Source organism: Actinomyces sp. oral taxon 175 str. F0384 (assembly GCF_000223355.1).
GTDB lineage: Bacteria > Actinomycetota > Actinomycetes > Actinomycetales > Actinomycetaceae > Actinomyces > Actinomyces oris.
In genome coordinates this window covers 252,246-267,545 of sequence record NZ_AFUR01000001.1, presented here as the reverse complement: position 1 = coordinate 267,545, position 15,300 = coordinate 252,246, and the positions used below count along the sequence as shown (strand labels likewise).

8 protein-coding genes and 2 CRISPR repeat arrays are annotated in these 15,300 nt (G+C 66.2%); of the genes, 3 read left to right on the top strand and 5 right to left on the bottom strand.

Translation table 11 applies throughout. From position 1 onward, the window contains the following. Nucleotides 1-60 precede the first annotated feature (60 nt). Both HMPREF9058_RS01025 and HMPREF9058_RS01020 read left to right on the top strand, forming a co-directional pair. Nucleotides 61-2,511: a hypothetical protein gene (locus HMPREF9058_RS01025; RefSeq protein ID WP_009406007.1), complete on the top strand. Its 2,451-nt coding sequence runs from the start codon at nucleotides 61-63 to the stop codon at nucleotides 2,509-2,511. 451 nt (nucleotides 2,512-2,962) lie between these two features. Further along, nucleotides 2,963-4,552, top strand: coding sequence for a hypothetical protein (locus tag HMPREF9058_RS01020; RefSeq protein WP_009405566.1), 1,590 nt, complete (start codon nucleotides 2,963-2,965; stop codon nucleotides 4,550-4,552). Nucleotides 4,553-4,812: 260 nt separating this feature from the next. Next, nucleotides 4,813-5,282: direct repeats of the CRISPR family, unit length 37 nt; unit sequence GTCAGAAAGCACCCAGCACCAGAAGGTGCATTAAGAC. Nucleotides 5,283-5,613: 331 nt separating this feature from the next. Beyond that, a CRISPR array of direct repeats spans nucleotides 5,614-6,598; the repeat unit is 37 nt; unit sequence GTCAGAAAGCACCCAGCACCAGAAGGTGCATTAAGAC. A 771-nt stretch (nucleotides 6,599-7,369) separates the two neighbouring features. Here HMPREF9058_RS01020 and HMPREF9058_RS01015 read toward each other — a convergent pair. From HMPREF9058_RS01015 to dacB, 4 genes are all read right to left on the bottom strand, one after another. Further along, entirely contained in the window at nucleotides 7,370-8,692 is a 1,323-nt protein-coding gene (locus tag HMPREF9058_RS01015; RefSeq protein WP_009406113.1) for a hypothetical protein, read from the bottom strand. Nucleotides 8,693-8,913: 221 nt separating this feature from the next. Then, on the bottom strand, nucleotides 8,914-9,468 hold the full coding sequence (gene hpt, locus HMPREF9058_RS01010) for a hypoxanthine phosphoribosyltransferase (protein WP_009405595.1): 555 nt from the start codon (nucleotides 9,466-9,468) through the stop codon (nucleotides 8,914-8,916). A 113-nt stretch (nucleotides 9,469-9,581) separates the two neighbouring features. Beyond that, the gene (locus HMPREF9058_RS01005) at nucleotides 9,582-10,832 is read right to left on the bottom strand and encodes a zinc-dependent metalloprotease (protein WP_009406066.1); all 1,251 of its coding nucleotides are present in this window, start codon (nucleotides 10,830-10,832) and stop codon (nucleotides 9,582-9,584) included. Nucleotides 10,833-10,913: 81 nt separating this feature from the next. Continuing rightward, nucleotides 10,914-12,311: a D-alanyl-D-alanine carboxypeptidase/D-alanyl-D-alanine-endopeptidase gene (gene dacB / locus HMPREF9058_RS01000; RefSeq protein WP_009405423.1), complete on the bottom strand. Its 1,398-nt coding sequence runs from the start codon at nucleotides 12,309-12,311 to the stop codon at nucleotides 10,914-10,916. Nucleotides 12,312-12,546: 235 nt separating this feature from the next. Here dacB and HMPREF9058_RS00995 point away from each other — a divergent pair, with 235 nt between their 5' ends. After that, complete coding sequence (locus HMPREF9058_RS00995; RefSeq protein ID WP_003789087.1) at nucleotides 12,547-13,047, top strand: inorganic diphosphatase; 501 nt, start codon at nucleotides 12,547-12,549, stop codon at nucleotides 13,045-13,047. A gap of 66 nt (nucleotides 13,048-13,113) precedes the next feature. Here HMPREF9058_RS00995 and HMPREF9058_RS00990 read toward each other — a convergent pair whose 3' ends face one another. Continuing rightward, nucleotides 13,114-14,508, bottom strand: coding sequence for an NlpC/P60 family protein (locus HMPREF9058_RS00990; protein WP_009406233.1), 1,395 nt, complete (start codon nucleotides 14,506-14,508; stop codon nucleotides 13,114-13,116). Nucleotides 14,509-15,300: the final 792 nt, after the last annotated feature.

The window sequence follows — 15,300 nt, the reverse complement described above, 5'->3', positions numbered from 1 at the left end:
GAGCCTCATTGCCAGCACCTCAAGGGTGCGCCCGCACCATTCAAAGGAGAAGAGTCAATCATGCTGCTTGTTCACATCGCAGGCCATGCCGATATCGGCGCACCATCTCCCTTTGAAGACCCAGACAAGATTGGCCCATTAAGAGCAGAAGAACTCCAAAACTGCATGACGCCCCATGAGGCCGCACGGCGTCTCTTCGACCTCTCTTTCACTCGGACTCCGAGTCACGAAAACACGGACGCCGCGCATTCACCCCACTCGGGAAGCGCCTTGCGAAAAGAGCTCAAAGCAGTCTCTCAGCTCTCGGCGGCTACGGGCACCGACGAAACCACCGAGGTACTCGTCATCGGGGTGGAAGGCGGAGACACGCCGACCGACGGGCTCGCACGCACGCTCGTCCATGCGTTGAGAATCGCATCCTTCGATGCGGCCGATCTCGCTGGGACAAGCGAGATCATCATCCACGACGCCTGCATCCTGCCGAGTCTGGCGGTGAGCCGCGAGAGCATCGAGCTGTTGGAGCGGAGGATCGGCGCGCACGACGGGCACGTCCTGCTAGCCGTGGCGGGAGGGGCTACCGCAGTTCTCGCCGAGGCGGCCGGAGTTGCCGCAGCCACTCATCAGGATGAGTGGTCACTCGTGCTCGTCGACCGCGTCGAGGAAGGATCGGGCGGTCAGGATCTCCCCCTGATCCCGATGTCGGTCGACGCCGATCCGTTGCGGGGCTGGCTCATGGGCCTCGGGCTGCCGACGGTTCTGGATGATATCTACGAACGATCCGATCGCATCGACGCGGAGGTGAGGAAGGCCGCCGACGCGGTTCGTCGGGTCATGGGCGAGCTGGATTCGGAGCCATCGGTCGAGGACTTCGCTCAGGTTCTTCAAGCAGATGTCGCCCGCGGCGACCTTGCCGCCGCGATGACGCTACGATCCTGGGTGGTTGCAAATTATAAACATCTTCGAGACAAACACCAGTATCGCAACGGCTCCCAGAAACTCAAGGACTCCAACCTTAAAGGCGAGCTGGGAAAGATTATCGGAAAACTCAAACGAAAGGAAAACGATCACCCCCTGGAGGAGCCGGAATCCTGGCTGGCAGCTCAAGGCGATCTGAACGACTTGGGAAAGTATGCAACGCACAACCTTAAGTCACCATTGAGGAGCCTCACCTCCAACAACCTCCAGAAGAGGATAGAGCAGGCGGTCGGGGAGCCTCCGGAATGGTTGTCAGTGCCGTCCGGTGACGTATGCCTGCTGACCGCACAGGGAAGAGTAGCCCACGACACCCCCCTCACCTCCGGCGCGGACACATCTGACAGAAAAAGGCGAAAGCCTGTTATCGCCTCCCTTCTCACATCGGAACCGAGTGATTCCGTACGGCAAGCATGTGCCGTTCACGGGCCCCTGACGCTGAGCGCCTTCATTGCGTGCTCCAGCTCGAGTCTCAGCGAGGGGGAACGAGTGCTGAAGGAGGTAAAGCGCGGAGGGTACCCGACCTCATACTCACCTTGGACTCTGGACGAGGCCTCCAGCAAAGTCCACAACTACGGAGAGTCGGTCACTCAACCCGGAGTCTCTTCGGAGACCATATCTTCAACGATGGAGGAGCTGAGCAGGGCCGCGGAGCACTGGCTTGAGGAACGCACAGCCCAGCCTCGCGCCGTTGCCGTGACAGTCCTGGGAGAGAAGGCGGCCGCCATCAGTTTGCTCCATGCGGCTCAGGCCTTCGGAGCGAAGCACGGAGTTCCCGTATTCCTCTTGTCAATGGTCAACAGCAAGGACGCCGGGTCAGGCGAGTCGAAGGAATCCGTTCAGTTTCACCAGCTGGGCCTTGACCGCGACGTTCGCCAGGCACTCCTGGAAGCAACCACATACTGCCTCAACCGTTTCGACCTGCTATCCGCCAGCCGGCTACTCTCCTTGGGCGACCCAGCGATGCAGGTACTTTCCAACGAAGCCACCACGCTAGCGGACCGACTCATTGAGGCGGTGAACACAAACGATCTTGACGGCGCCTCCAGCACCGTCTTGGGCGCCATGAACGCAGTGGCGGACTTGGTGGACACAGTTCCTTCGGACGCGCAGGCGCGGCTCATCACCATCGTGGGTGAGTTGCTGAGGACGCCTGACGAAAGGCATCGGGGCCCCCAGTTCAAGGCCCCTGTTGCACTCGCCTGCGCATCTCCAGGGTTCGATCAGGGAAGCGATTACAGGAAGAAGTTGAAGCAGTTCGAGTCCGAGCCCCCAGAAAGCCTTCTTCGCCTGCTTATTCGGGTACGCAACAAGATTCCCATCAATCATGGCAGGAACACTCTTGAGGTTGCGACTGAACTCTCTCTTCAAAACTTTTCGGACGGAAACCGGTACACCTACCCAGTTCTTCTACGGCGGGCGATTGCCGCAGTGGGGAGTAAGCACGGGGCAAGGGCTGGGGACTGGGGCCATCGTTTTCATTCACTTCGAAACCAGGTGGAGGAGCTGGGGAAGACCGGCTACGGGGAGAAGCCGTGACCGGCACCGACCCACAGTGCTCCTGCGATCATCCGCAGCGCCTCGTCAATCTCACGCCGCATGACGTCGTCCTCGACCTCGGTGCGGGGAAACAACTGCGCATCCCCGCATCCGGGATGGTGCCGCGTCTTGTCCTGTCCGAGGGTCGGTTGGAGACGCTTCACGTCGTCGATCCCTCACGCCCCAAGGATTCACCGACGGCAGCTCATGCCGTGCCCCTCGTTGTGGGCGCGGTGCTTCACGGCGTCGATCCTCCTCTGCCCGCTCCCCGGCCGGGCACGGTGTACATCACGAGCCGTACACTTGCCGAGCACTTCGCTGAGCGGGCTGATCTTGTCTGGCCCGACGACCTCGTCCGCGACGCGCAGGGGCGTGTCATCGCGGCACGTCGGCTCGCCTCCTACCGAGGAGGCTCTTCACAACCCTTAGAGTCGAGTCGGAGGCAGGCCCGATGAGTCAGATTGATGAGCGCACGCCGACGGACCTCATAGAGATCGATGCCGAGGATGACAACACCTTGCGCCTCATCGTCGTCGTACCGTGGGAGCTGCCCGGACAGTGGGAGCAGTGGCAACCTCTCTTCGCCCCGGGCCCGGTACCGATCACGGGAGGAGTGGGCCGGACCGTTTTCGACGGGGCATCTCGCCGGTTGCGCGAGCCGGTGAGAAAACGGATGCTCTCCGCTGAGCACCGCGGTCACTACGTCTACGAGGAGCTCTCGCCCGTATTCGTCAGCGAGAAGAACCGGACCAGCCACGGCACCGCGCCTTTCCGGGCCTTCGCGTGGGACGTTCTCAGAGTCGAGACCGTGAGCACCCCCTCCGGCTCCTCCGCAGGCTCCTGCGACAGCCTCCCAGCCCGGGAGACGGTAACGAAGGCGCTTATCGCCGTGCACCTGGTTCTGCGTGACCCGTCGAGCCCTCAGGCGTTCTCCTGGGTCCGTAACCTCACTCAGGAACCGAAGGGGAGGAAGGAACTCGTCTACGAGGTGAGTCGAGTCCTCTCTCTCCTGTCCGGACACGGCCTGGACGAGGTCGGCCACGGCTTCGGCGCCACTGACGTGAACGGTCATGAGGATGTCGACCCCTACACGATCACCTACGTACCGTACGACGTCGTCGCCTCGGAGCGGGGAGAGGGCTTCGAGCTGGACGACTCTGACGTGCGCACTGAGCAGGAGAGGGCCGCGGACAGGCAGTTCCGGGGGCTCAGGCAGTCCGTCACCGATCCCGGATCGGGCATGACGAGGGAACGCATCATCGTCAGTTCGTGGCGGTGGGGGCATCTTCCTCGACGCACCGACGAGACCTTCCAGGATGGGCTCTTCGAGCAGCGTGCTCAGCAGCTCCACCGGCTGTCGCAGACTTGGGTGGCCTACGCAGGGTCCCATGGGTGCTCCTTCTGTCAGGTTCAGCAGGGAGGGTTCTTCCCGTTGGCCCAGGTTGAGGGGCGTTTCATTGAGGCGATTCTGCTCATGCTGCTTCAGCGTTACCGGGCGTCCTCGCTCATGGCTCGTCTGGCAGACGTTCAGCCGCGTGCCGCGGATGAGGTGGATCGTGTCATCGAGCTCGACTCGGAGGCGGTCGGGTTCGTCGTCTCCGAGCAGTGGACCATGATGACCGACGCCGACAGGCAGCTCGACGCCTTCCTGACCTACCTGCTGGACACCTACCGGATTCCTCTACTGGTTGAGGAAGCCAGGGATCAGGCGCACAGGCTCCGCGAGAACGTGCTGATGCGTATCGGCCGCGCCGACCAGAAGGCCGAGGAGGAGCGCGCCCGCTCCACACGGGTCATGGAGATCGCCTTGGCGGTTCTGACCTTCATCGGCCTGCCGCTGAGCGTGTTCCTAGAGATCTGGTCCAACTGGGAGGCCGCCAAGGGTATCGCGGTCCGCCACCAGCATATCGGTGGCTGGGACGCAGGATGGGGCTGGATTCTTGGCTTCGGCCTTTTCGGGTCACTCCTCATCGGCGGTGGGATCTGGCTGCTCGTTGACAAGGTCGGCGGCCGGGTGGCTCGGCGTGGGAAACGCTCCTGACGCCAAGTCCAGGGCCCGGCTCCATCTCCACCACAGTAGGTTGTGGCCGCAGTCACAGGTCGGAAGGTCGACCTTTTGGCTTGACGTCGCCGGAAGTTGGTGGCTGGAGGCGCCCGAGGGGGCGTCGGTGGCGCTTGGCGTCAGGACGCCGAAAAGTGGTTAAATAGGGGCGGTGCTAGCCGATTCCGCGGAGTGCTTGCGGAGCCGGTGGCGCTCCAGCCCCTGGAAACGGCGCAACGACGCCACTCCGAGAGGCAGGGGTCAGAAAGCACCCAGCACCAGAAGGTGCATTAAGACATGAACTCCTGAGTGTCACTCATTGTTCTCTCCTTGTCAGAAAGCACCCAGCACCAGAAGGTGCATTAAGACCTGAAGGTGCTGGCAGACACTCGCGTGGGAACACCGTCAGAAAGCACCCAGCACCAGAAGGTGCATTAAGACCATTGTGGTCGCCTCCGGCTCGGCGTTTGTGGGAGGTCAGAAAGCACCCAGCACCAGAAGGTGCATTAAGACTTGATTTCTTTGGGTGCGGGGGCTCCATGTCCCCACGTCAGAAAGCACCCAGCACCAGAAGGTGCATTAAGACGGTTGCCAGGCTTCCCTCGCCAACACTGAGATAGTGTCAGAAAGCACCCAGCATCAGAAGGTGCATTAAGACCTTAGCCAGTAGCTGTGTTGCTACTTGACTCTTCCGTCAGAAAGCACCCAGCACCAGAAAGCCTATTGACGGAACTTACAGTCCATCTTCATCTCCTTAACGAGCTGGACGGACAGGCGGCTCGACGTGGGAAACGCTCCTGACGTCGAGTCCAGAGCCCGGCTCCATCTCCACCGCAGTAGGTTGTGTCCACAGCCACAGTCCGGAACGTCGACCTTTTGGCTTGACGTCGTCGGAAGTTGGTGGCTGGAGGCGCCTGAGGGGGTGTCGGTGGCGCTTGGCGTCAGGACGCCGAAAGGTGGTTAAATAGGGGCTGTGCTGGCCGGTCCCGCGGGGTGCTTGCGGAGCCGGTGGCGCTCCAGCCCTTGGAAGTGGCGCAACGACGCCACTCCCAGAAGCAGGGGTCAGAAAGCACCCAGCACCAGACGGTGCATTAAGACATTTGCTCCTGGGTATACACATGGAGTCTATGGAACCGTCAGAAAGCACCCAGCACCAGACGGTGCATTAAGACGTTCTCTGTGTACGTCATCCACCTGAATGACTCGACGAGTCAGAAAGCACCCAGCACCAGAAGGTACATTAAGACAATCAGGCGTGGTGATTGGCGGGCTGTGTGGTGGGTCAGAAAGCACCCAGCACCAGAAGGTGCATTAAGACTCTCCGGTCCGGCTCGCGCCCCAGCATCCTGGTCAGTCAGAAAGCACCCAGCACCAGAAGGTGCATTAAGACTCTCTGCTAGGCTGCCAAACCCATACCCTGTATAGATGTCAGAAAGCACCCAGCACCAGAAGGTGCATTAAGACGCATTGCGCCCACCTCCTTCATTGAAGATCGTGAGGTGTCAGAAAGCACCCAGCACCAGAAGGTGCATTAGGGCAGGGTTGATGCGAGCGGCCTCGACGTAGCTCTCGGTCAGAAAGCACCTAGCACCAGAAGGTGCATTAAGACGCGAACAGTGCGACGGTCCCGATGTCCTCCGACAGGTCAGAAAGCACCCCGCACCGCAAGGTGCATTAGGACTTGTTGGGCCGAATAGTAAAGATCAGCGACGCTGTAGCGTCAGAAAGCACCCAGCACCAGAAGGTGCATTAAGACTTCAGTTCTCAGCCTCATCACAACCAAAGAAGTGTTTGTCAGAAAGCCCCCAGCACCAGAAGGTGCATTAAGACGCTCTTTGAGACGAGCCTCTGAGCTAAAAAGCTGTCAGAAAGCACCCAGCACCAGAAGGTGCATTAAGACTACTCGATAACGTCGTTGGTCTGCATGGCCATCCCTCATCAGAAAGCACCTCACAACAGAAGGTGCATTAAGACGTCTCTAGCAGATAGTGGTATTGGTTAAAGAAAACGTCAGAAAGCACCCAGAAGGTACATCAAGACATTTTCTGCCGGCTACTTTGTGCGCCCCAGTCGAAGAATACTGAAGCCCGTCTGCCCAACGACAGAGGCAGAACGTGTCGACAGCTACATTCAGGAAGGTCGTTTTTTGGCTTGACGTCGTTGGAAGTTGGTGGCTGAAGGTGTCTGAGGGGGTGTCGGTGGCGCTTGGCGTCAGGACGCCGAAAGGTGGTTAAATAGGGGCGGTGCTGGCCGGTCCCGCGGGGTGCTTGCGGAGCCGGTGGCGCTCCAGCCCCTGGGAGTGGCGCAACGACGCCGTTCCCAGAGGCAGGGGTCAGAAAGCACCCAGCACCAGAAGGTGCATTAAGACTTACTTTCTTCCAAATACTCTGGGTGGAAACGTACCGTCAGAAAGCACCCAGCACCAGAAGCGCCTATTTACGGGGCTTGCCGTGCAGTGGCTGCCAACAGCGCCGAAAAACGGCCGGTCCGACCGCCAGTCCCTTGAACAGGCCCTCCGAGCCGACCCGAACCACCCCGCCACCACGGGCGCCGTCCTCCTCGACGGCAACCAAGGCCTCCACCCCAGGTGGATTCATGCCAGGTGAGCTCCCAGGACTCCAGCGAACGTCACGCAGCCGAAACACCTCTACCGCAGGAACCGACCAAGCAGACGCAAACAAAAGCGAGCGGCCCCGAGAAACTCGGAAGCCGCCCACTCACGCCCACTCGTCACCCGCCCACGAGCGGGCAGACAGTCATGCGACCAGGCCGCCGGGCCGGCAGCCCAGCCAAGCCGCCCCACGCACCGCCCCCGCTTCAGGCGCGGCGCAGGCGCAGGACGATGAGGCCGGCAGACAGCAGGATCGCGGCCACGGACAGCACGCCGATCGCCACACCCGTCACCGGCAGCCACCGCTCCCGAACGCTCTGGGCCGAAGGCCGCTCAGCGGCGCTCGTGCGCCCCTTCGAGTCCTGGCTGCTACCAGCACCCACCACGACCTCGTTGTGGTCGCTGCTCCCGGCCCCGCTCGAGGACTGCGAGCCGGCGCTCGCGCCGTCCGGCACGGAGCCGCCATTGGAGGACGGGGCCCCCGCGGCCGGGCCCTGCTGAGGCTTCGCCTGGGACGAGGCCGACGCCGAGGCCTCCGGGGCCGGCGTCGCAGCGCCACTCCCGGCACCCGCACTGCCGCCGCCGGCGCCGGCGCGCTGCTGATCCGCCGGGGCGGGCGCGCCACCAGCGGGGGCGGACCACTGCGGGCGCGCCACGAGAGCCACCTCGGCCATAGTCTGCGCGTCCAGGGTCTGCGCCTGGGCCGTCCCCATCGAGGCCCGCACCACCTGGTTGTTACCGACGTAGATGCCGACGTCGTAGACGTTCCCGAACACCGTGGACTGGGCGGGAGCCGAGCCGGACTCGCCCTGCCCCCCGGGCAAGGGGTTGGAGAAGAAGACAATGTCCCCGGGGCTGATCGAGCCGTCCGTGTTCAGCCACAGGCGCCCCTGGGAGTGGAACCAGCCGGCCAGGTCGTCCGGCTTCCAGCCCCCGGAGAGGTCCTGCCCGACCTCGGCCCGGTAGCCGACCTGAGTGTTCTGGTCCGCCGCATACGTGGTGTGCGAGTAGTCCCAGCCGGAGAGGACCATGCCCACCAGCGCTGAGGAGGTGATCGCGTACGGGGCGGAGCCGCCGGCGTGCACGTTCGCGCCCGACAGCGGCGTGGGCCGCGACGCATCCGACACCAGGGACCCGCCGGCGTTGACGAAGGACTGGGTCCGGGCCACGACGTCGTTGGCGGCGGTACCGTCCGCGCCAACGGCCGGGCCGGCCGGGAGCCCCTGCGGCACGGCCCACTGACCATCGGCCAGCATGACCGAGACGGCACCCAGCGCGCCCTCGGGACTCGTGCTCTGCACGTCGTAGGTCAGGCCACCGCCGTCACCGGGCGCCTCGTCACCGAGGGTGGTCAGGGTGCCGGAAGCCCCGCTGGCCTGCGCCATCTCAGCGACCGTATTAAATGTGCCGCCGGAGGTCGGCTCGGCCGCCACCGGAGCCATCACGGGGAAGCTCAGCGAGGACGACAGCACCACCGCGCCGGCGAGGCCGACCAGCCTCGGGGCGCGTCGACGCACAGTCTTCTTCACTGTTACCAACAGTCCTTCCACGTCACCCGCCGGGAGAGAGCATCCACCAGCGACCTACACTTGTTATCTTAACGTAACGTACGCGACTCCGACCACCTTGAAAAGGGGGAAGATCGCAGTTCCGGGACCCCTTGACCACCGTCCGACGACGGCGCCCAGGCGCCACATCCCGTTATTTTTCCGCCTGGCCCCCAGGTTGCGTCAAGGTTGACCTGGGTCAGTCAGCCCCCGTAGACCTCAGGGCGCAGCGTACCGATGAACGGCAGGTTGCGGTACCGCTCGGCGTAGTCCAGCCCGTAGCCGACGACGAACTCCGTAGGAATATCGAAGCCGACGTACTTGACGTCCACCTCGACCTTGGCGGCGTCGGGCTTGCGCAGCAGCGTGGCGATCTCCACTGAGGCCGCACCGCGCGAGGACAGGTTGCCCACCAGCCAGGACAGGGTCAGCCCGGAGTCGATGACGTCCTCAACGATGAGGATGTGACGGTCAGTGACGTCGGTGTCCAGGTCCTTGAGGATGCGCACGACGCCGGAGGACTTGGTGCCCGAGCCGTAGGAGGACACCGCCATCCAGTCCATCGGGGCGCTCATGTGCAGCCGGCGAGACAGGTCCGCCATGACGTAGACGGCCCCCTTGAGCACACCGACGAGCAGAGGGTCACGGCCCACGTAGTCCGCGTCGATCTGCGCGGCCATCTCATCGAGGCGCTGCCCGATCTGCTCCTCGGTGATGAGAACCTGCTGAAGGTCCGATCCCATGTCCGTGGCGTCCATACGCCCTGCCTTCCTCATGTGTCGTCATGGCTGCGCGGGCCCACCGGGGCCGGGGAGGCCACCGGTCCGCGCCGACGCCATAAGCCTGCCACAACGGGCCCCGGCCTGACACGTCAGCTGACGCGACGTACCCACACGTCGGGGCGGGCGAGCTCAGCCGGCGTGGGCAGCAGCTCGGGATCGGCCCACACCGCGTTGAGCCCCTCGTGCCCGATGCGGGTCACGACGCTGCGCACGAAGGCGGCGCCGTCGGCGTACTGGGCCTCCTTGGCCTCCAGCCCCATGAGCCGGTGCAGCAGGAGCGAGCCCAGTCCGGGACCGGGGCCGATGCCGCCGTCGGCCGCGCGGCTGCGCGAGAGCACGGCCCGCAGCCGGTGGACCGAGGGCATCCGGTTGGGGTGCACGTCATCGAGGACCACCTCGGCGTGTCCCTCCAGGAAGGTCAGCGCGGCCGCCAGGGAGGCGACCTCGGCGCGATCCGTGACGTTCATCAGACCTTCGAGCACCCGCCCGCGGCCGGCGCGCGCCGCAGGGCGCACCGCCCGGCCTCGCCGCGGCCGACTCCTCCGCTCCTGCCGGCTCCCGCCGCCGGCGCTTCGGGCACCGTCGGCACCGCCGTATGCGGCCTCGACGACGGCGCCGATCACCATGCGCATGGAGTCCGACAGGTAGGGGCCGAGCCAGGGCGCGGCGGCCAGCTGGACGGCGTGGGTCATCTCGTGCAGGCAGACCCAGGCGGGCAGGTCGAGCATGTCCAGGTCCATCTGGCGGCGCACCGCCAGCACGTTGGGGGCCACGAGCAGGAGGTGCGGCGACGCCGCCCCATCCCAGCCTGCGCCTGTTATCACGTCACAGGCCGGTGGGGCCGCGGGCACCACGACGTCGTTCCTCTCGCCGTCGCCCTCACCGTCCCCCTCGCCGGAGGGGCGAGCCGAGCCGGAGGCACCGCCCCCGTGACCGCCGGTCCCGCTCGGAGCAGCGGGCACCACCTGTCCCAGGAGCCGGGTGGCCAGCAGGCTCATCGCCCCGGCAACCTCGGCGGCCCCGACGAGCTGGATCGCCTCTGAGGCCGGCGGGGCGGGCACCTGCTCCATGAGGCCGCGCAGTGCCCGACTCGAGGCGCGCACGAGCCCTGCCCGGTCGACGACGCTCACGCGGGTGGTCTCGGCGACCTGCTGGGCCGCCCGGTTCAGGCCGGTGATCCTGGCGACCCAGGCCGGTGCCTCTTGGGCGGAGCGGCGCAGGACCGCCACCGAGCTGGCGCGCGCCGAGCGCGAGGCGCTGGGGCCCGCCGGGATGAGCGCGGTCAGGCGCTCCACCGTCCGCCAGTCGACGAGTCCCGCCGCTGTGCCCTGGGTCGTCACCGTGACACCTTTCTCGCCGAGTTCACCGGACTGTCTGAGCCCATACCCTTCGCCGCTGCGCTGAACACGCCGCCGCACCCCTTACGAGCATCCGCACGAGGCCAGGGGCGCCACGAAGTGGTTGTCGATCGCGGCTGCGGCTGCGGGTGCCCCACCGCCGTTGGTGGGGAAGCCGTTGGTCATGACCGCGAAGGCCAGCTGGCGCCCGTCGGCGGTGGTGACGACCCCAGCCAGGGAGGCGGTCTGCTCCAGCGAGCCGGTCTTGGCGCGCACCGTCCCGGCCGCGGCGGTGTCGTGCAGACGCTTGCCCAGGGTGCCGTCCAGGGCGGCGACGGGCAGGTCGGCGATGAGGGTGCGTCCGGCCGAGCCGCCCTCGCCTCCGGCGGCCTTGGTCATGATCTGGGTCAGGAGCCTGGCGGGGACCTTGTTGCCCTTGGCCAGCCCGGAGGAGTCCAGGAGCGTCACCCCGGAGGTGTCGAAGCCGTCCTTGCTCAGCTGGGCGAGCACGGCCTTGGAGGCCCCGGCGAAGTCGGTGGTCTCCTTGGCATGCGCGGCCACGAGCCGCCCCTCGACCTCGGTCATCGTGTTGTCAGAGGTCTTAAGCGACACGGCGAGGATGTCGGACAGCGGGGCGGAGGAGACCGAGGCCACCTCCCGGGCGCTGCCGGAGGCTGCGGCACGCGTCGGCTCGCCGTCGACCGTGATGCCGGCCTCACTCAGGTGCTTGGCGAAGGCCTGGGCGGCCTCCATGGCCGGGTCCTCCGGATAGCCCTGGTTCTGGGTGGCCGAGACATCCACCATGATCGGCTGGATCTTGGCCACGTACTGCTCGTTGCCGGCCTCCCACTTCTCGTTCCACTGAGGGCCGGTGAACAGGGTGTCGTCCAGTCTCAGGGAGACCGACGTCACCCCCTGGGACTTGAGCTTCTCGGCGGTGGCGCGGGCGAGGTCGCCCAGGCCCGCGTGACCGGCCGTGGCGCTCGGGTTGCCCTCGTTCTCGGCCAGCAGCACGTCGCCGCCGCCCACGAGGGTGAGGGTCTGTCCCTCCAGGACGGCCTTGGTCTGGAGGGTGTGGCCCGGGCCCATGGAGGACAGGGCGGCCCAGGCGGTGAGCACCTTGTTGGTGGAGGCCGGCGTCACCCCGGAGGCGGCCGAGCGGTCCAGCAGCTCCTCGCCGGTGGCGATGTCGACGACGGAGGCCGTCACGTTCCCTCCGGTCAGGGCGGCGTCGGAGACCACTCCCTGGATGTAGCCGTTCAGGGCGGTCTTGGAGGGCATGGGAGCCCCCTGGTCCAGGCCGGAGGGGGCGGCGGTCTTGGCGCTGGGGGCGGCCGGCGTCGGGAAGGGCCGGGGGGCGACGTCGGCATAGGCGACCGTCACCGGGCCGGGCAGCAGGTCGAGAGCATCGCCCAGGCTGTAGTAGCCGCTGAAAACCAGCAGGCTCGCCGCCGTCAGGGCAGCGGTCTGGACCTTGCGCATACGTCCTCCGGACTGGGTTGTGGACAGGCTGGGATGGCCTGTATATCAAGTAGGTGGGGCGCCCAGGAGGTTACTGCCACCCGTGCACCGACGTGCAGAGTACGCGTTTACCGACCTCAGGCGCTGTCGTGCGCCACACTAGTGCCATCAATACCCGCCCCGCCGGATCGACGCCGACCACCAGGCGCCGCTCCAGCGCCCAACGAGCTGAAGACACGAGCGAAGGAGGCTCCCCGTGGAGTTCGACGTCACGATTGAGATCCCCAAGGGCAACCGCAACAAGTACGAGATCGATCACGAGACCGGTCGAATCCGCCTGGACCGCATGCTCTTCACCTCGACGCGCTACCCCGACGACTACGGCTACATCGACGGGACCCTCGGCGAGGACGGCGACCCCCTGGACGCGCTGGTCCTGCTGGAGGAGCCGACCTTCCCCGGCTGCGTCATCCGCTGCCGTGCGCTGGGCATGTTCCGCATGCGCGACGAGAAGGGCGGCGACGACAAGGTCCTGTGCGTGCCCAGCGCCGACCAGCGCGCCTCCTGGCGTACCGACATCGAGGACGTCTCGGAGTTCCACCGCCTGGAGATTCAGCACTTCTTCGAGGTCTACAAGGACCTCGAGCCCGGCAAGTCCGTCGAGGGCGCCCACTGGGTGGGCCGCGAGGAGGCCGAGGAGGAGATCCGTCAGTCCTTCCGGCGCGAGGCCGACCGCGTCGCCCGCGAGGGCCACTGACACGCACCAACCGCACGGGGCGGGGCGGGGCGTCATATGCGCTCCGCCCCGCCCCGCTTAAGAGGTTTAGAGGCGCACCGCGTAGGGCATGATGCCGGAGTAGCGCATGGAGGTGACGCGCACGGTCATGCCGAAGGTCGGCGCCTCGATCATCGTGTCGTCGCCCAGGTAGATGGCGACGTGGTAGATGCCGGACTGGCTGCCGTCGGAGGACCAGAAGACCAGGTCCCCGGGCTGGGCGGCGTCGAGCGGAACCAGGGAGCCCTCCCCGTACTGCACGCGTGAGGAGTGCGTGAGCTCCACGCCGGCGGCCGCGTAGGAGACCATCGTCAGCCCGGAGCAGTCCAGGCCCGCGGCCGACTCCCCGGCCCACACGTAGGGGGTGCCGAGGTAGCCCATGGCCGCGTTGATGGCAGTGGAGGCGGCGCTCCCGGAACGCGACGGCGCGGGCGCAGGCTCCGGGGCCGGTGCGGGTGCAGGTGCAGGTGCGGTCTCCTCTTCGGCTGCCTCGGGCTCCGGCTGGGAGGTGGTGGCGGCTTCCTGGGCCGAGGGCTGCTGGCCCGGGCTGGGCCGGCTCGCCTGCTCCTGGGGAGCGGGGGCCGACTCCTGAGGCTGGGCGGCGGCCTGCTCGGCCTGCTTCTGGGCGAGGTCGGCGGCGGCCTTCTCCGAGGCCGCCTTGGCTGCGGCCTGGGCGGCGGCCTCCTCGCGGGCCTTGCGCTCGGCCTCGACCTGGTTCTGGTACTTCGTCTCGAGCTCGACGGTGGTGTTGCGCTGCGCGGCCAGCTGAGTGATGAGGCTCTGGCGGTTGGTGCGGGTGGTGGTGACGGCGCTCTGGGCCTCGTTGGCGGCGGTCTCGGCGTCGGTCTTGGCGGTCTCGGCGGAGGTCTTGGCGGCCTCCTTGGCCTTGACCTTCTGGTCGGCGATGGTCTGCATACTCGTGGCCACCGCCTCGAGGGCCTCGACGTTCTGGACCTTGGCGTTGTTCTTCTCCCCGGCTCGGGTCAGGGCGACGTCGGCGTCGGCCAGGTCCGCCAGCGACTCGCTGGTCAGGTACGGGGTGAGCGGGTCGAGCGGGTTGCCGCTCTCCTGGTAGGTCTGCACGACGATCGAGCCGAGGTCGGAGCGGGCCGACGTAGTGCTGGAGGCGGCGGAGTCGGCGTTGGCCTGGGCGGTCTGGGCGTCCTTGGTGGCCTTGTTGAGCTCGTCGACGGCGGCCAGGTAGTCCTCATTGGCGGCCTGGGCCTTGATCTGTGCCTCCTCCAGGTTGCTGCTCTCCTGGGCGAGCCGGGCCTCCAGGGAGGCGATGGAGGTGGAGGTCGAGCGCTCGGAGGCCTTGGAGCGATCGATATCGCTCTGGTCCACGGGGTCGGCCAGCACCGACGGCGCCAGGGTGCATGCCAGGGCCACGACTGCGGTGGCGACGACACCGTGTCCGTGCCGTCTTGAGGGGATCGGGCTCACAGGGGTTCTCCGTCGTGATGGGGCTGAACGTGAGGATGACGCCTCACCCGGGGACCGACGTCGGCCCGCCGTCGGGATCCGTTCCGCGGAATCAGGGGGCGCGGAGCGGATCAGGGGACCAAGACGGCAGGCAGCGTCAGCCCGGATGCGACAAAGCCACACTAGTCGCTTTGGTCCCACCTGAAAACAGATTTCACACTATTCACAATCGTAACTTACGCCCCTGTAGTTAGGGGGTTGTGCCTGCATTGGCGGGGCTCCCAGCCGTCGTCATATTTCTGTGATCGATATGGCATCCAGCACAAACGACCGTTTGTGCAGGTCGTCGCGGGTTTAAACGGCCGGATCGTCGCTTAGGCAAGGCGGTCGACCGCGCCGGCACCACCCCGCGTCAAGGGGGCGCCGCGAGGGCACCGCACCGACGCCGCACCCGCACCGAGCTCTCACCGCGGCCGCGTGGCGGACGCCCGTTTGGACCACCCGCGGAGGAAACCGCTAAAGTCGGAGCATGTTCCGTCGTCCTGAGGCCCTTCGGCCGGACACCCCCACCACGGGGCGAATGCGCAGCTGACGCGCACGCCGCCGTCGGCCCACGTGCGCGTCCCCGCCCTCACCCGCACCATCACAGAAGTTGCAGCAACGGTGACGGCGGACGACTCAGCAGCACGACGCCTCGCCCCCTCCTGCAGCCGGACCGGCTCCGACGCCGGCCCCAGCGGGCCCCGGGCAGCCGCCCACCAGCGCGCCGCAACCGCCGGCGCGAGGCAGGCACCGCTCGTGACGCTGACATCG